General features: G+C 49.1%; 17 protein-coding genes. 4 read left to right on the top strand and 13 right to left on the bottom strand.

Annotation, left to right across the window (positions count from 1 at the left end; all coding sequences use genetic code 11):
- Positions 1 to 6: 6 nt before the first annotated feature.
- Positions 7 to 804 carry a hypothetical protein gene (locus AC6R0S_RS06205; RefSeq protein ID WP_487901618.1) on the bottom strand — a complete coding sequence of 266 codons (798 nt, stop codon included), beginning with the start codon at positions 802 to 804 and terminating at the stop codon, positions 7 to 9.
- A gap of 518 nt (positions 805 to 1,322) precedes the next feature.
- Between AC6R0S_RS06205 and AC6R0S_RS06200 the strand changes: the two genes are divergently transcribed.
- The gene (locus AC6R0S_RS06200; RefSeq protein ID WP_500632046.1) at positions 1,323 to 1,964 is read left to right on the top strand and encodes a helix-turn-helix transcriptional regulator; all 642 of its coding nucleotides are present in this window, start codon (positions 1,323 to 1,325) and stop codon (positions 1,962 to 1,964) included.
- Between the two features lie 27 nt (positions 1,965 to 1,991).
- On the opposite strand, the gene AC6R0S_RS06195 is transcribed toward AC6R0S_RS06200, so the two are convergent.
- The 7 genes from AC6R0S_RS06195 to kduI form a co-directional block, all read right to left on the bottom strand.
- A complete protein-coding gene (locus AC6R0S_RS06195; protein ID WP_500637459.1) occupies positions 1,992 to 3,158 on the bottom strand; it encodes a transporter substrate-binding domain-containing protein in 1,167 nt (388 codons plus the stop codon).
- 19 nt (positions 3,159 to 3,177) lie between these two features.
- Positions 3,178 to 4,797, bottom strand: coding sequence for a methyl-accepting chemotaxis protein (locus AC6R0S_RS06190; protein WP_500637458.1), 1,620 nt, complete (start codon positions 4,795 to 4,797; stop codon positions 3,178 to 3,180).
- 144 nt (positions 4,798 to 4,941) lie between these two features.
- Positions 4,942 to 5,712: an IclR family transcriptional regulator gene (locus tag AC6R0S_RS06185; protein ID WP_500632648.1), complete on the bottom strand. Its 771-nt coding sequence runs from the start codon at positions 5,710 to 5,712 to the stop codon at positions 4,942 to 4,944.
- Between the two features lie 76 nt (positions 5,713 to 5,788).
- Positions 5,789 to 7,096, bottom strand: a complete 1,308-nt coding sequence (locus AC6R0S_RS06180; RefSeq protein ID WP_334551560.1) for a TRAP transporter large permease — start codon at positions 7,094 to 7,096, stop codon at positions 5,789 to 5,791.
- Position 7,097: 1 nt separating this feature from the next.
- Positions 7,098 to 7,637, bottom strand: coding sequence for a TRAP transporter small permease (locus tag AC6R0S_RS06175; protein WP_500632049.1), 540 nt, complete (start codon positions 7,635 to 7,637; stop codon positions 7,098 to 7,100).
- Positions 7,638 to 7,688: 51 nt separating this feature from the next.
- Positions 7,689 to 8,672, bottom strand: a complete 984-nt coding sequence (locus AC6R0S_RS06170; RefSeq protein ID WP_334551556.1) for a TRAP transporter substrate-binding protein — start codon at positions 8,670 to 8,672, stop codon at positions 7,689 to 7,691.
- A 45-nt stretch (positions 8,673 to 8,717) separates the two neighbouring features.
- The gene (gene kduI, locus AC6R0S_RS06165) at positions 8,718 to 9,560 is read right to left on the bottom strand and encodes a 5-dehydro-4-deoxy-D-glucuronate isomerase (RefSeq protein WP_500632059.1); all 843 of its coding nucleotides are present in this window, start codon (positions 9,558 to 9,560) and stop codon (positions 8,718 to 8,720) included.
- A gap of 458 nt (positions 9,561 to 10,018) precedes the next feature.
- On the opposite strand from kduI, the gene AC6R0S_RS06160 reads away from it, so the two are divergent.
- Entirely contained in the window at positions 10,019 to 10,438 is a 420-nt protein-coding gene (locus AC6R0S_RS06160) for a L,D-transpeptidase family protein (RefSeq protein WP_500632060.1), read from the top strand.
- 4 nt (positions 10,439 to 10,442) lie between these two features.
- Here the strand turns inward: AC6R0S_RS06160 and yddG are convergent, their stop codons facing one another.
- From yddG to AC6R0S_RS06135, 5 genes are all read right to left on the bottom strand, one after another.
- Positions 10,443 to 11,351 carry an aromatic amino acid DMT transporter YddG gene (gene yddG, locus AC6R0S_RS06155; RefSeq protein WP_500632061.1) on the bottom strand — a complete coding sequence of 303 codons (909 nt, stop codon included), beginning with the start codon at positions 11,349 to 11,351 and terminating at the stop codon, positions 10,443 to 10,445.
- A 24-nt stretch (positions 11,352 to 11,375) separates the two neighbouring features.
- Entirely contained in the window at positions 11,376 to 11,774 is a 399-nt protein-coding gene (locus tag AC6R0S_RS06150; RefSeq protein WP_500632050.1) for an OsmC family protein, read from the bottom strand.
- Positions 11,775 to 11,899: 125 nt separating this feature from the next.
- Positions 11,900 to 12,514, bottom strand: coding sequence for a LysE family translocator (locus AC6R0S_RS06145; protein WP_334551552.1), 615 nt, complete (start codon positions 12,512 to 12,514; stop codon positions 11,900 to 11,902).
- Positions 12,515 to 12,603: 89 nt separating this feature from the next.
- Entirely contained in the window at positions 12,604 to 13,524 is a 921-nt protein-coding gene (locus AC6R0S_RS06140; protein ID WP_334552186.1) for a LysR family transcriptional regulator, read from the bottom strand.
- Positions 13,514 to 13,969 (bottom strand): Lrp/AsnC family transcriptional regulator, encoded by a 456-nt coding sequence (locus AC6R0S_RS06135; RefSeq protein WP_334551550.1) that lies wholly within the window; start codon positions 13,967 to 13,969, stop codon positions 13,514 to 13,516. Before AC6R0S_RS06135 ends, AC6R0S_RS06140 begins: the two co-directional genes overlap by 11 nt.
- 182 nt (positions 13,970 to 14,151) lie before the next feature.
- Here AC6R0S_RS06135 and yjeH point away from each other — a divergent pair, with 182 nt between their 5' ends.
- Positions 14,152 to 15,408: an L-methionine/branched-chain amino acid transporter gene (gene yjeH / locus AC6R0S_RS06130; RefSeq protein ID WP_500637457.1), complete on the top strand. Its 1,257-nt coding sequence runs from the start codon at positions 14,152 to 14,154 to the stop codon at positions 15,406 to 15,408.
- 178 nt (positions 15,409 to 15,586) lie between these two features.
- Positions 15,587 to 16,933 (top strand): magnesium transporter, encoded by a 1,347-nt coding sequence (locus tag AC6R0S_RS06125; protein WP_500637456.1) that lies wholly within the window; start codon positions 15,587 to 15,589, stop codon positions 16,931 to 16,933.
- Positions 16,934 to 17,432: the final 499 nt, after the last annotated feature.

The raw sequence follows: 17,432 nt of genomic DNA, 5'->3' as shown, positions 1-17,432 counted from the left end.
GCGAACTTAATCGGTAAACACAGACGCGTTAGTGGATACAGACTGTTGGATCAATGAGTTTGAACCCGCATTCTGCGCCACAGTCACGATACCCGCTGCACTGCCAAAGCCATCCATACGATTGATGTTGTCTACGCTCACACGGCCTTTGTTTCCACCGGCACCGTAAACGACAGATACACCCGATACGCTACCGCCCAGTGTTGAGCTGGCCACAACCGTGTCGGAGTCGAGATCAATCTCATAGGTATTAGTGTAGGTATTGGCACTGTTGTTCCAAGTATTACTGTTATCACTGCCATCGTTGTAGCTGCCATTAGTACTGGAATTGGTGTTACCACTGGCGACCGTTGCAGTATTACCACTATCGTCAACACTGTTGTCGATATCAGTATTCGCCTCGGTGTACGTAGCAGTGTTACCACTGTCGTCAACACTGTTATCCGTCATGGTGTTACCACTCGCTAAATTCGCCGTATTTCCACTATTGGCCACACTGTTGTCAGTATCGGTGTTCGCTTCGGTATACGTCGCTGTGTTACCACTATCGTCAACGCTGTTGTCCGTCATGGTGTTGCCGCTGGCTAAATTCGCCGTATTCCCACTGTTGGCCACACTGTTGTCGGTATCATTGTCATACACCGTTTGCGTTTGCGTCACGGTGTTGGCACTGTCGTCCCAGTTGTTACTTGAATCTGTATTGTGACTTAGAAAGTCGTCACTGTTATTGTTATCGGCCCACGCAATACCACTCACAAATAGCGCTGACATCGCGACAGCAATACCGGTTTTTTGAAGATTCATAATGTGCACTCCATTAAGTTGACTGATTGTTCCTCGCCCTAAGGCAAGCTCAGTATAGGGGGTGCGCAATTTGGAATTGTCTCACCGCTAAGACTGTCTAAAGCCAGACACCAGCAATTTAGGGAACACTTATCACTGCTTGTTTTTTTAATCTTTAAAAACAATATCTTATCGGGCACTGCTGACTGAAGTATGAAAGAAGATGACTATTTTGGAGGGAAAAAGTATGACGTGTTTACGGCTATTTTCAGTCTTGCACGCTCATACAGTCATGATGAAAGATAAAGTCAGAGCAAAGTTAACCTACTGATTTAAAATCACAAAACAACGTTCCGACTAAGCGCTTAGTTTATATACCGCCGATCATGTTGAAACTAAAGGTCACCACCCTAATACGCTTCTAGTCTCTCTTTATGATTTTGCGCCGTCATACTGGGCGCTGGCGTATACTTAACCCTATTGAAAGGACGATGTTTCGAGTCTTTCAACGTTCATTTTGTTGCCAGGATGGGAAACCCATGGATACCTACACACTGATGCTCCTGACGCAAAAAAATTTGCAAAGTAGCTTGATTCAACAGCAGCTCTCAACTATCAAGAATGTCAGCGTTGAGAGTTGCGCGCCAGAGCAATTGGTCGAGCTTTCTGTTAAGCGCAAAGTGGATCTGGTCGTGGTGGATTACGCCTACTTAGACGATATGTTACGCGAAGATGCCCTGCCCGACTTCGAGCTGCTCGGATTTGGTTTGCTCGTTCACAATGTACCGGAAGAGGCACAAAATTTTACCTTTGTGCGTTGGAAGTTTTTGCGCGGCCTACTCCTTCAATCCGCTTCGGTCGACCACTTAACACAGAGTGTAAAATACATTTTGTCCGGTGGATTGTGGCTGCCCAGAAAATGCCTAGAACGCACCGTGCTCCACTATCGAGATCCGGACACCGTCCAACACGACTACTACGCCAACTTGACCTGCCGAGAGAAGCAGATTCTAGATTTAATCTATCATGGCAAATCTAACCAGCAGATCGCCAACCAACTCTATCTCGCTGAAAGTACGGTCAAAAGCCACATCTACAAACTGTATAAAAAGCTGCATGTACACAAGCGAAAAGAGGCGGCGCAGGTCGTCCGAGCGGTCCAAAACGCCACGGGGCTTTAATTCAATGTGTGTGATTGAGCTTGGAGCTTAATCATTTTGCTTGATGTTTTTAAAGAATCGCTCCAGATTCACGCCCACCGTCATACCGCCGATAAATCGCCCTGTTTGGCTGTCGCGGATAGGAACACTGATTTGGGTTTGAAACAAATTGGTCGAAGGATCGTACTGAATGTCGTCAATAAACATGTCAATGCCGTTCAAGAGCCTCAAGTATTTGAGCTCATCGCCTTGCCACAAGTCTGATGTCACCACACTTTGCCCTACGTTATAGCCTTGAGCATCAAAAACCATGATTTCGGAGAAGCTCTCTTGGCTTTGTTCCTGAAATTGAATCAGGTATTGCGAGAGCGCATTGCCCATCAAGGCATCAAAATTGTTTTTCATTTGTCTGTGCTGAGGATCTTTATTCGCTACCGCGACGCCATCACTGACCAACGCACTTTTCGCCAAAGGCACAATATCTTGTATGGCGAACTGCTTAAGCACTTGCTCCTCCTTATCACTCAGCGAATAGGAAACACTCGAACAGACAGGAATATAGCTGTTGAACCTTGCCATGAAGCCTTCATTTTCGTTGACGAACTCATTGTTAAAGTAAATGCCCAGTGCAGAGAATGTCAAAAACTGTGAGTTAAGCTGCGACACTCGGTCCATCGGGTAAGAGCCGGAGGCAATTTCACTGTTGAACGCATTCAGGTCGATAGCGATCACCTCGATGCGATTTTTCAGTAGCAAGTTGATCAATTGTGCGGAATCCTTGGCGCGGATGATGGGGGTGTACATGGTTTGGCCTGATAGCCAAGCATCTTGAGCACTGCCATGCACTACGCCGAGTTTGTCAAAATTGACGGTGTCACCGCTGTACACCCAATACCACTTTTCCAGTACTAGAGGGTGCGTCAAGGTCGCATTACCAGAGAGCTCTGAGTTATAGGTTGAAGAGAAAAAGCCATCCACGCCGCCGGTTTTCAACGACTGACTAGCGCGCTTCCACGGTGAGAGTTGGATACGGTAATCCATGTCCATATTTTCTAAGATGCACTTGACCGTGTCCACCACAGTGCCATGCAATTCTCCATTATCAAAGCTTTGATAAGGTTTAGAAATTTCCGTATAAAGCTCAACAGGATTGGCCCATGTCTTTACCCAAGGCATCAACAGGAGCCACCACACTGCGACTAAACGCGCCATCATCACTCTCCTTGCTTAAGGGTTATCTCACCACAAACTGATTGACGTCACGGCTCAGCCCGCTCGATAGCTCCATGACATTTTGCGCGACTTGATGGATACGCTCTGACAGGGCTTTGCTGCTCTGATTCTGATCATTGAGGCTGACAAGGTTAGTGTTGATCTCTTCAGAGGTGGTGCTTTGCTCCTCCGTTGCGGCGGCAATTTGGGTCGCCATATCACTCACATCAATGGTGGCTTGATGAATCTCGGTAAAGAGCGTTTGAATTTTCTCCGCCGCTTCGACTGAACTGCGTACTTTATCATTCCCCACGCGAATCGATGACACGGCGTTTTGCACGCCCACCTGCAAGGAGTCGATCATCTTCTGAATCTCCTCAGTGGATTGTTGGGTTTTGCTTGCCAATGAGCGAACTTCATCCGCTACCACGGCAAAGCCGCGTCCTTGCTCACCCGCTCGCGCTGCTTCGATGGCCGCATTAAGCGCCAGCAGATTAGTCTGCTCTGCGATGTTACGAATCACATCCAGTACGGAGACGATGTTTTGCGATTCGGTTGACAGATTTTCGATAACATTATTGGCATCGGTAATCGCATCAGACAACTCATGCGTGCCACGTACCGATCCCTCAATCAAGGCTTGGCCATTTTGCGTCACTTTCGCGGTCGATTCCGACATTCTTGCCGCTTTGTCGGAATACTCCGCGACCTCTTTTACCGAGACACTGAACTGATTGACGGCGGTGGCGATCATATCGATACCACGACTGATCTCTTCGTTCACCACCTGCGCCTGTGAGTAGCTCTGGTTAAGTTCATCAGCCGTATGATTAAGATTATTGGTGTTATCGTAAATACCGATAATGATGCCCTGCAGTTTGCTGACAAAGTTATCAAAGGTACCGGCCAGAAGCCCGAGTTCGTCTTTGCGTTTAGAGTCGATACGTTGTGTTAAATCCCCATCACCTTGTGAGATTTCACCCACGCGTGAGGTCAATTGGCGCATACCGTCGACCAATAGTTTTGGAACAAAGAATGTCAGTACAGACGAGAGCACACCGACGAAAATGACGAAAAGAAGAAGATTGCGGTGATTCACATCCATGCGTGCATTGAGCACATCGACGGTTTGCTTTGCTTGCGCATCGAGCGCTTCACCGGCGACGTCATAGAAATCTCTTAACGTGGAAAAGTGCGCGCTGTTATCACCACTGAGCAATTCGGAAGCCCGTTGTATCTCACCTTTGTCACGCAGCGCAATAACTTCAAGAGAGGAGCTTTTCCACAGATCAAAGGCTTGCTGATAGCCTTTAAGCTTCGCCAATATTGCCTGTTCCTCTTGCATATAACCGAGATAGTTGTTCATTCTATCCAGTGCTTGCTGTGCGTTTTCTTCAAAATCAGCAAGGTCATCCTCAGTGCCATTGGCCGTGATGTAATTCATTTGCGCCACTCTGGCTTGGTATAAATCTCGGTCAGCATTGAGGATATCGGACAGCGCAGGCATATAAGTTTGGCCAAACAAACCCAGGCCATTATTGAGTGCGGAGGAAATGGTACTAAAGGTGACAAACACCACCACCAAGGAGACCACCAGCAAACCCAGTGCGGAAGATAGTTTTAAACGGATACTTTTTGACATGGCTGAGAGCATACTCCCTCCTAACTTCAAATGAGTAGACAGCTACTCATTTGAAGTTAGTTCAGAATGGGACCACCCTCAACCTAAGTGATAGGGAATAACCGGCAAATAACCCACAAGTTGTACCAGTTGCGTCAAGGCTATTTAGTTATTGAGACGCATACTCAATTGAGCGGCCACCTGCGCCAGTTCTTGACGGGTTTGCTCGATGTCTTCGATGTGATGATGAACAGTGCGCGAATTTAAGGTCATGTAAGGTACTGTCATTACTGCCATCAGTTCGCCTAAAGCACCAAAAATTGGATAGCTGATGTTGGTAACGCCAGAAATTTGCGGACTGGCGCCAACGAAGTAGCCGTCTCGCTGCGTTTTCTCGATGTTCGCTAACGCGTGTTCAATTTCAGCGGACGTCGCATCGGTTTGCGCAAGGATTTTGTCGCGCTGAGCTTGCTCGGTAAAACTGAGCAGCACGATGCCAGAGCCCGATGAGCAGATATCTAACGTTGCCCCTAAGCGTAAGCCAAAGCCCATTTTATAAGGGCTTTCCTGCACACTGATCACCACGAGCTCACCATGCTTGTATTGGCTTAAGTGGCAAGATTGGTTCACCTTCAAACACAGATCTTCCATCATAGGCACCGCACGTTTGAGCATCTGCGCAATGGGAGGATGTTGGTTGGACAGCACAAACATTCTTAGGCTGAGCGAATACGCCGATTGTTCAGCGTCGAGCTCAATATACTGCCGCTCCACTAGCACCGACAACATGCGAAAGATTTCACTGACACTGCGATCGAGTTTTTCCGCAATTTGCTTTTTACTCAGCGCCACCGGAGACGCGGCAAGAAGCTCCAAAATGTCGAGCCCTTTCTCAAGTGCGGGCGCGCGATATTCAGTTTTTTTAACGTTGCTCATGATCAATAGAGGCTGTCATAGAGAAGTCTCAGTATGACAGCCAATCTAGGTCCTTTAAAGTAGGTTAACGCCTTGATTAACGGATCAATCCCATCCACTGAGGAATCGTCAAGGAAATCGCAGGAATATAGGTGACGAGCATCAACACACCAAAGATCATCACAAAGAATGGCAACAAGGTGCGAATCACGCTATCAATGCTGATGCCACTGACCTTACAACCGGTAAACAGAATCGGCCCTACCGGCGGCGTAATGGTGCCAAGCGATAAGTTAAACACCAACAAGATACCAAATTGTACCGGATCCATACCCAGAGAAGTACAGATAGGTAGGAAAATCGGTGTGAAGATAAGCACCGCGGGCGTCGGGTCCATAAAGGTACCGACAAACAGCAACACCAAGTTGATGATCAGCAAGATCATAAATGGGTTGTCAGTCAATGAGAGCAGCGAGTCTGCAATCATACCCGGGATCTGGGTAAACGCCATGACCCAAGACATAATCGACGAGGTCGCCAACATGAAAATCACAATCGCTGACATTTTCGCCGTACTGAGGAAAATCTGCGGCAACTCACTGAATTTCAACGAACGATAGCACGACGTCAAAAAGAGTGAATAGACCACGGCAATCGCCGACGCTTCGGTTGCGGTAAATACGCCGCCAAGAATGCCGCCAATCACCACCAGAACCAAGGTTAAGCTTGGCACCGCTTGAATCGTGACAGAGAAACACTCTTTCAACGTCATGGTATGTTTGGCGATATAGCCACGGCGTTTTGCCATAAAGCCGGCGATGATCATCACGCTCAAGCCCCACAAAATACCAGGTACGTAGCCACCGACAAACAGCGCCGAGACCGATACGCTACCGGCAACCGTCGCGTAGACAATCAAGGTGTTGCTCGGTGGAATCAACATTCCCGTCGGCGCGGAAGCAATATTTACCGCGGTACTAAAGGCTGGGTCGTAGCCCTCTTTCTTCTGAATCGGCGACATAATGCCACCAACCGCCGCCGCGGATGCCACGCCAGACCCACTGATTGAACCAAACAGCATGTTGGAGACCACATTGGTCTGCGCCAGTGAACCAGGGAAGAAGCCGCTGATGATTTTAGAAAAGTTAATCAGCCGTATTGCTATGCCACCATTGTTCATGATGTTACCGGCCAAAATGAAAAACGGAATCGCGAGCAGCGCGAAGGAATCAAGCCCGACGAACATACGCTGCGCTGAGGTCGTCATTGCCCCTTGAAACGGAAGAATGACCGTCATCGCGGCAAAAGAGGCCGCGCCGACACTGATGGCGATCGGCGCACCGATAATCAGCAAGACGATCGCCCCAACAAACATCACCAGTGAGGCGGTAAGAGCCATATCCATATTACACCTCGCTTGAAGCTTTGCTGTGTTTGAGAGCTTTGAATTGATGGATTAGATTCAATTCGTTATAGAGGAAATAAAACAGAATCAATCCTCCAGAAATCGGGATGGCCGCGTAGATGACACCCATCGGGATTTGCAGTGCCGAATCTAACTGCCACATTTGGCGTACTGCACTGTTGTAACCACCGATGATCATGATCGCGTAGGCAAAACTGACCGTTACCAACTCGATGGACATCTCCACCAACACGCGCACTTTGTCATTGAACTTGTCACGGATAAAGGTGATGGCCATATGCTCACGTAGGCCAAAGACGTACGCACTGCCAAATAAAATCAGCCAAATGAAGAGATAGCGCGACAGCACTTCACTCACCGCACTTGGGCTATTGAATAGATAGCGTGAGGCAACCTGATAGGTGACCAAGGCGGTCATGGTGCCCACAATCAGAATCAAAAACAGGGACAGCACTTTGTCCACCCACTGTTTTAAGGTTGTCATGGCTGACAACAAGGTTTGAAATACGGTTTTTTGCATAATGAAGATCCGACAAGGAGCCAGCACCGCGCTGGCCCCTTACTCTTGAACTTATTTTAAAGCGGCGATTTTTTCGAACAGCTTCTTCTGAGCTGGAGACTCAGTGAGCGCCTGCTGAAGCGGTTGACAGCTCTCTTGGAATGGCGTGATGTCGACTTCATTGAAGGTCGCACCGTGCGATTTCGCGGTCTCCATTGCCGTGCTGATACGATCATTCCAAAGCTTAAACTGCGCTGGCGTACTCTCTTTCGCTAGGCGGCGCAGTGTCGCTTGGTCTTCTTTCGACATCGTATCCACAAAGTAGCTGCTCACCACTACCAGATCGGGCACCATCAAATGACGGGTTGATGAGAAGTAAGGTGCCACTTCGTACTGCTTAAGATCCGCATAAGTGATCTCGTTGTTTTCAGCGCCATCCAATACGCCTTGTTGAATCGCGGTGTACACTTCACCTTGACTCATAGGTACGCCCGTACCGCCCATGCACGATAGCATCTTAATCATGGTTTCAGACTGCATTACACGAATCTTGTTGCCTTTCATGTCCGAGACGTTTTCAACCGGCGCATTCTTGGTGTACATGCTGCGAGCGCCTGCGGTGTACGCCGTCAAGACTTCAAAACCAAAGCGTTTGGTGGACGCGAACAGCTCGTCCAACTCGCCCGAGGTAAATACCGCCTCTTGGTGCGCTGGACCAGAGTAGACATACGGCATACCAATCACACGGTAGGTCGCGTCGTAGTTTTCAATCAGTGGGTTGGCGACAACCGCCATTTGAATCGCGCCATTTTGCACCAACTCAAGTGCCGCACGTTGGTCGCCAAGCAGTTCATTTGGGTAAATAGACAGTTTGTAACGGCCGTCCGTTTGCTCGTTGAGTTTTTTGCCAAACTCTTGCAATGCGATGTATTGCGGATGATTGTCTGACTGGTTAAACGCCGCTTTGATTTCAGTTGCCGCTTGAGCCATAGAAACGGTGCCTAGGCCAACGCTGACCAAAGCAGATAGAGCCGTCATTTTCAGTACTTTTTTCATCACAGTAGTCCTTGTCAATGTGTAGGGTAATGTCGTTATTGGTTGTTATCGGATGGCGGTCATGTCCACGAAATCCATGTCATCAAAGGTCTGGTTTTCGCCCAACATGCCCCAGACAAAACTGTAGTTGCTGGTCCCACAACCTGAGTGAATTGACCAACTCGGAGATAGCACTAACTGTTTGTCACGTACGACGATGTGTCGTGTTTCTTGCGGCTCTCCCATGAAATGGAAAACCACTTGATTCGGTTGAACGTTGAAATAGAGGTAAGCCTCCATACGGCGTTCGTGAGTGTGCGCAGGCATAGTGTTCCATACACTGCCTGGTGCAAGATGCGTCACGCCCATGCACAGTTGGCAGGTCGGCAGCACATCTGGGTGCAAGTATTGATTGATCACTCGCAGGTTAGAGGTGTCGTTTGAGCCAAGCTCGACCACTTTCGCTTGTTCACGGGTGATCAAACGCGATGGGTAGCCATGATGCGCAGGCGCACTTAAGCAGTAAAGATACGGTTTGTGCGCACTCTCTTTAGAGTGGAAACGGATATTGCGTACCCCTTTGCCTAGGTAAAGGGCATCGAGCGGCTCAAGTCGGTAGATCTCTTCCGAGGTGTGGACTTCAATCGCCCCTTCTCCCAAGTTGACCATGCCCAGTTCGCGGCGCTGCAAGAAATAGTCGGTGCCGAATACGCCATTATCGATGTACTCATCCAAAGAAAGTGGTTGAGTCGTAGGGCACACACCCAGTGCGACCACACGATCGATATGGCTGTAAAGCAAGGTAATCGAGTCTTCAGCAAACAACTGTTCATTTAAGAATTCTGCGCGTAAGCGATCCGTATCGTAGTGCTTCGCATCGAGCGGATTGCTGTTGTAATTGGTAAACATCATTCTCTCCTTTGTGTTGGCAGTAAGTGTATCTTTAATTCATATATGATCAATATCGTTCAAATATAATCAAAAACGAATTGAGATCTTCACCCGCTACCTAACCTCTAAAGGGAAATTTTGTGTGATGTTGGCCATCATTTTTTGCCAAAAACACGCCAAAAATTAGACATTGAAACAATTTACCTCATTTTTATGAACCATTGTTTTAATATCAATCATTTATCATTCAAGACTGAACTTAGGCGCAATGAGCAGCCCAAAAGAGACAAGCGCATCGCACTGGGCATCGGTTGTCGTTATACTACTTTGGTTGAGAATGATGCAGCTTGGAGAGAAGGGTTTTGAAGGGGTTACCACAGCGTGCGCTGACGATTGCAGCGCTTTGTTTTATTACGAGTGTATGGGGAAGCCCTGAGAGCCTCGCCGCCGACTCTGATGCCTTTAGTCAACCCCGAGTGGATTTGATCCAAGTCGATAAATCAAAACGACGTATGTACCTACTGTCTAACAACGAAGTGGTTAGAGAGTTTCGCATCGCCCTGGGTAAAGCGCCCAAAGGACACAAAACACAAGAGGGTGATCAAAAAACGCCCGAAGGACGCTACTACTTGGATTTCATTATGGAAGATTCTGAGTTCTACCGTTCCATCCACATCAGTTACCCAAACCAAGCGGATCTCGAATACGCCAGTGCGTTGAATGTGTCGCCGGGCGGAGACATTAAAATTCACGGTTTGAGAAATGGAGAGCAAAGGCCCGCCAACTATGTGCAGAGTTTCGATTGGACGAATGGATGCATTGCTCTCAGCAACCCTGAAATGGATGAATTACTCAGCCTAGTGGAAACGGGAACCCCAATCGACATCCACTGGTGAGCCGCTAAGAGTTGACCTCTTCCAGTGTCGGCGTTTTGCGCTTTTCTCGAGTCACCCACCAGCAAATCAACGAGCCAATGGTGACCATCGCCACGCCTTGAAGAAAACTGTGAGTGATCGCCACACCCAGCAACCATGACGAGATAACGGTCGCGATGATGGGAGTAAAGTACGACAAGGTCGCCAGAAACACCATGTTGCCACCGATAATCGCGTAGTTCCACAGCGCATACCCTGCCCCCATCGTTACGCCGGCAAGCAACAGAATCGCGCCAGATTCCATCGTCAACACCTCACTCAAAGGCAGAGCGCTGTACTCTGTGAACAGTGCCGCTTTAATCCATAAAGTGATGGCCGTGAGAAGAAAAAACAACGTAATGGCGTTTTGCCCTCGCGCCAGGGTTTTGGTTAGATTGCAATAAAGCGCCCATAAAAAGGCTCCGATGAAGGCCATCGAATACGTCGCTGGGTTCATGGCGACATTGGCTGCAATTTGGCTGACAGAAAGACCCGCATCGCCGGTGATACTCCACGCAACGCCAACAAACGCGAGTGCAATACTTGGGTACACCAGCCAACTGGCCCGTTTCGGGCTTAACAGCAGAGCCATCAGTACAGTGAGTGCTGGCCAAAGATAGTTTATCACCAACATTTCAATCGCTTGCATGCGCGAGTTGGCCATGCCCAGCGCTAAGGCGAGACAAATCTCATAGGCGACAAACAGCCCGCCACCAATGAGCACATACCGCCAAGAGTACTGGCGCCACTTCGGCCGCCCCATCACCAGCAGCAAAAACAACGACGCCACGCTGTACATCGCTGCAGCCCCTGCCACTGGGCCAAAGGACTCCGCGACTAAGCGGGCTAATCCCGTCACGCTGCTCCAAAGAAGAATGGCCGCAATACCGGCCATTGTGTATCGATCGACGGACACGATTTAGACGATTTCCCAACTGTGGGTCATTTCAACGCCCTCTCCGAGCATCAAGCAGACTGAGCAATATTTTGTCAGTGAAGCGGCCGCCACTTGCGCCACGATTTGGGGATCAAGCGCCTCTCCAGACACCTCAAAATGGATATTCACTTTGGTAAAAATACGTGGAGCGCTGTCACGGCGCTCAGTGGTCAGCTTGGCGACGCAAGTGCTCACCGCTTGGTTGGCTTGTTTGAGACCATCGACCACGTCTACCGAGCTACATCCCCCCGCTGCCATCAACACCATCTCCATTGGGCTAGGCGCGCTCGCACCCCCATTGCCATCCATCACGACAGAGTGGCCCGATTGGGAATGACCTAAAAACTTGAACTCATCGATCCACTTAACTTCTGCTTGCATGATTGTCTCTCTACTCATTTAAAAACTGCGAAAACGTCAGTGTGTAAAAAGCGCCAGTGAAAAACTCACTCGCGCTCTGTTGTCTGTTCATTGCTTCAGCACATGCTGATACCGGCGATTAGCGATTATACGGTCAGCAAAACTCGCGCTGCGAGCAGTATCAATACACACCCTGATAGTCTATCAATCAATACGGCTTTAGAGCGAATTTTATCGATAAGCTTCGGACTTGAGAGCAAAAACGTAATTAAGGTATACCAGAGCCCATCCACCACAAACGGTGTGAGCACGATGATCGACTTCGCGGCAAAGGTGTCACCGACTGCGACAAATTGGCTAAACAGCGCGATGAAGAACAGCGCAATTTTCGGGCTGAGCAGAGAAATCAGCAGCCCTTCTCGCGCCGATTGAGCCACTGGTGTTGGCTCGCCCGACTCCAGCCTTGCCGCTACGCCACCTTTAGAACGCAGCGCATTGTAGCCAAGGTAGATAAGGTACGCGGCACCGGCGTAGCTAATCCCCTTGAATAGCAAGGGTGATTGCTGCAACACCACAGCTAAGCCAATTAAGGTAATAAACGCATAGACGCCAATACCAAAAGCGTGCGCCCATGCGGCGGCAAATCCATTGATGCGCCCGCCCGCCAAACTGTGCTTTGCCACCATGGCCAAACTAGGCCCCGGAGACATAGCACCGAGTAGACAAATCGTGAAAAGTGAAAACCAAATCGTTAAGGTCATGAAAACGTGTCCTAATCCATGTGAATGGCGTAACGATAATGCTGATTAGCTATGATTTGAAATCAAACTTTTTCATAAGCATCATGATTTCATATCATACCTATCGAGTAAGGGGATGTGCGCATGGCGCTCAGCACAACCTCTCTCATCCATTGATGGGCGGGATCAAGATCGTACTTGGGATGCCAAATCAACCAATAGAGATGACTGGCCGTATCAAAAGGCAAAGGACGATAAAGAAGTGACGCATCCCGCGACAAGTTAATCGCTATGTGTTCTGGTACCACCATCAGGTAGTGGCTGCTTTGCAGAGCATTGACTGCGGCGGTAAAGAATGGCACTTTCAAGGCAACGCGTCGTGTGTGACCAAGCGCGTTCAGTACCACATCGGTGCTGGTGTCCTTGTCGCCGCCCCCTGTGACTTTCAAATGTGGGTAAGCCAGCATATCTTCCATCGATACCGCACCTTTATCGGCAAGCGGGTGCCCTTGGCGCATCAACAAAACGGATTTGTCTTCACCGATCAGCACGGAACTGACGTACTCTGGCTGACGAGGGAGCATGGTTGACGCCAGATCAATACCATTCGTATGAAGCTGGTCCAAATAATCTGGGTCCCACAGCTTGTACGTCAGATTCAAATTAGGGGCTTGATCGGTCAGCACCGAGACTACGCTAGGTACGATGTACTGCGCGACATAATCACTCGAGGAAAACACAAACTCTTGTCGCCAATTGTGCGGTTGAAACGGCGCATCGGCCAACAGATTATCCACCTCAGAGAACATCCGATCCAAGCGCTTCTTAATAACCAGCGCACGAGGGGTTGGAACCAATTGGTTACCGTCTCTCACCAGCAGTGGATCATCAAATAGCGTACGTAGCTGAGCTAACTGACGGCTCACCGCAGATTGAGTAATGTGCAAACGCTCTGCTGCGCGGCTGACATGGCACTCGTCCAGTAACACCGATAACGCCCGTAGCAAGTTTAAGTTGATGTTATTGAGCATCATGAAGCGTGTTGAAGAACTCAGTTAAAACAGTATGCGTCACCAAATGACGCAGCTCTGGGATGGTGTACAGCTCATCTCGAATCCGGTATAGCTGCGCCATACTCTCCACTTCGACAAACAGCATCATGTCCGTTTCACCACTGATGGCATGGCACCACTTCACCCCTTCAATCTGATAAATACGCGGGGCATAATGATCGCAATAGTGCCTGGTTTTCGTCGTATCAAATTTGAGTGCGAGATAGGCTTGGATTTTGGCGCTACTGGTGTCTGGCTGAGCAATTTCTGCGTGATAACCGAGGATCACTCGCTCCGCTTCTAAACGCTGAATACGCGCCGTCACAGCAGAGCGGGACAAGTTGACCTGACGGGCGAGTTCACTGACAGACAATCGAGCGTTGCCTCTAAGTAATGTAATGATTTTATTATCGAATTTATCCATTTCTTTTTCTCATACTTGCCCTTTGGTCAATTTGACACAAAACGAACAGGAAGAAAAGGTGACAAAATGGCGGGCGATACGTGAAAAAACGTCAAAGTGACGGATAAGCGAGACACATTGATGGATGCCGAGATAGACACAATTGGTTAAGCTTGGCCAATCACCCCGCGCTAGGATGCGACATGAACCAACTCAAACAAGAAATCTCGTTATTATCAGGCATCGGCCAACTCTCGACCACATTACTCGGCACTGGGCTATTTATGGTGCCCGCCATCGCTGCCAGCATTGCCGCTGAAGCGTCGCTATGGGCTTGGTTGCTGCTGTTTATCGCCATCTGCCCCATTGCGCTCACGTTCGCCCAGTTAGGTAAACGCTACCCCAACGCTGGCGGAACCGCCTATTTTGTGCGAATGGCGTTTGGCCCCCGCCTTGAAAAAAGTGTCGCGTGGCTGTTTTTGAGTGTCATTCCTGTCGGGGTACCTGCCGCCATTGCGTTGGCTGCGGGCTTTCTTGAACAGATTCTTCCTACTAGCCTTCAAGACCCTTTGCTTGCGCAAGTGATCACCGTGTTATTACTCGTGCTGGTTAACTTATCTGGGGCGAAATCTTCGGGCCGTCTACAAACGGTGATTGCGCTCGCGATCTTTGCACTCGTCGTCGCGTTTTGGTGGCAAAGTGATCTAAAGACCGATGACATCACGCTCCCCACCTTGAGCCAACAAGATTGGCTGCCGATTGGCGCGGCGCTCGGCGTGATGTTTTGGTGCTTTGTCGGTATCGAAGCGTTCGCCCACATGGGGGAAGAGTTTAAAAACCCAGAGCGCGATTTTCCCATCGCAATTGTGATTGGCTGTTTAGTCGCCGGCCTTACCTATTGGGCTTGCTCGGTCGTGATTTTAAAATTGGGCGCGTATGGCTCTGCGCAATTTGAAAGCACCTCTATTCCGTGGATGGCAGCTCAGTTGTTTGGTCCGAGCGTCAAGTGGCTCATCAGCATCATCGGCTTTGCGGCCTGTTTTGCAAGCGTCAATCTCTACACTCAAAGTCTCTCGCGTATGGTTTGGTCGCAAGCGCGCGATTACACGCCACACAGTGCGCTTGCAAGATTGTCAGTGCGTGGCGTGCCGGCAAACGCAACGATTGCCGTTGGCGCTGTGCTGCTGCTTTCTTGCGTCGTGGGTGAAATTTCCGGCCTTAACTTGGAGTTTTTCCTTAAGCTCGCCAACGGGATCTTTGTTTTGGTTTATCTACTGGCGATGCTGGCGGCCTACAAACTGCTGCGCGGCGTAGATAAAGTCTTAGCGAGCGTCGCGCTACTGCTCTGTAGCCTTGTGTTTCTCTGTTTAGGCTGGTCGATGTTTTACGCCGTGACCATTTTTGCCGTGCTCACACTCCCTTGGCATAAATGGCGTAAACTGCCGCCGCAAGCCACCTAAAACCAGTACAAGAGAGAGATTGACCGACGTTATTGGTGCAAAAGCAATCATTCAACCCAACATGTCCCGTTTTGTTGGGTTTGTGTGCTAGGTTTTTCAAGATAGAGTATTGTTTTTCTGCCGTTTTCGAGTACTTTGAACACAGCGTTTAAACGGACAATAACGGCTGGAGTGCTCTGTGAGCCAATTTCAAGATCTCTCTATTTTGATCGCCGAACTGCTTCGCAGTGAAGACTGTGAGCAGGTCACCACTCTTAACGAATCTATCGAACACGGACTTGAGCCCGGCGCTTTGGCGCTGATTCTCGAGGCCTTTCCCATTGATGACCGTGTGCGACTTTGGCGCAGCCTGCCCCTTGAGCTGCATATTGAAGTACTTACCGAAGCGCGTGCGGAAGTTCGCCACTCCATCATCAAAGAGCTGTCTGAGGTTGAACTCAAATTAACCCTCGCCAAACTGGATAACTTATCTCTGATTGAATGGTCTGACTCACTCCCTGAGGAGATCATCAATGAAGCGCTACGCCTGATCGAAAAAGATGAACTTGAGCTTTACGATCAAGCGAATGCCTATGAAGATGATCAGATTGGTCGTTGGGCCGAACGAAAAGTGGTCACGCTCCCCTTCACCATTTCCGTTGAGAAAGCGAAAGGTTTGATGGAGCGCTACAGCTATGACGCCCCTGAGCACATCTATCTGATCAACAAGAAGAAACAGTTTCGAGGTATAGTGCGCTATATCGATTTGCTGCGCGCCGAGCCGGGCGACAGGCTTAAATCATTGGCGCTAGAGCACCCTGTCACCTTAAACGCCAAGCTAGAACTTTCTGAAAGTATCGAGGCATTGGAGCACTCTTCACTCTCAACCATGCCAGTGACCGATGACGATGACACCTTGATTGGTGAAGTGGATTGGCATTTTGCCCTCAGTACTCAACGAGAAATATACGAAGCGCGCCTAATGGCGGGTACCGGTATGGATGAAGGGGACGACCTGTTTGCTCCCATCATTCGCAGCTCGAAAAAGCGTGGGGTTTGGCTTGGCATCAATCTCATGACGGCAATCCTTGCCTCAGTCACTATCGGCTTGTTTGAAGATGTGATTGCTCAAGTGGTTGCACTGGCGGTCTTGATGCCCATCGTCGCCTCGATGGGTGGCATCGCAGGTAGCCAGACGTTAACGCTGATGGTCCGTGCGATGGCGCTCAACCAGATCACAGCGGGGAACCGCTGGGCGCTAATGAAAAATGAAGTGGGCATTGGCTCTATCAACGGATTGCTGTGGGCAGTCATCATTGGTGGACTCGCCGGACTGTGGTTTCAGTCTGTCATATTAGGTGCCACCATCGCGCTGGCGATCGTCGTCAACATTATTACCGCCGCTCTATTTGGTGTGCTGATCCCAATTGTTCTCGACAAGCTCAAACTTGACCCTGCACTGGCAGGCTCTGTCATCCTGACAACTGTGACTGACGTGGTGGGTTTTTTCGCCTTTCTCGGCACAGCGAGTCTCGTCATGCTCTAAGCCCTAGCGGCACATAAGATGACCTTAGATCGCGCACCCACAAGGTGCGCAATCTGATCCTCTGTTCGCAATATGCTGGTGTATTTGCAATATGCAATGCCAATATGCAACCAGCCACTCTTTCTTAGTCTCAATCTCAACGTAAAGCCTGATACAGCGGGCATATTAAAGTTGGCACATAACCTGCTATCTATACAGTGACCCTAGCGTTAGGGTCACCTAGCCAACTGACGTTGTTAGTGAACCCAATTTGTTCACACCCAATATCAGCCAGAATCCTCACGGTTTCTGGCTCTTTTTTTTATTTTTGCTCATCCATACAAAATACTGATGGCACTCACCCAATTATTAGCAACACAAATCCTGGAATAATCAATATTCCAATAGAAAACATAAAATAATAAATACACAACGCACTGTTTTCCTTGATCAAATCAATCAAAAACATCCAAGCAACCGTTTTACAAGCCGCCACTTGCATTGACAGCGCAAAATACAC

The sequence above is a fragment of the Vibrio sp. R15-SG3-ISO1B genome (genome assembly GCF_059833835.1).
Note: the sequence above shows the minus strand (reverse complement) of the source record. Positions and strands in the feature narration are given on the sequence as shown.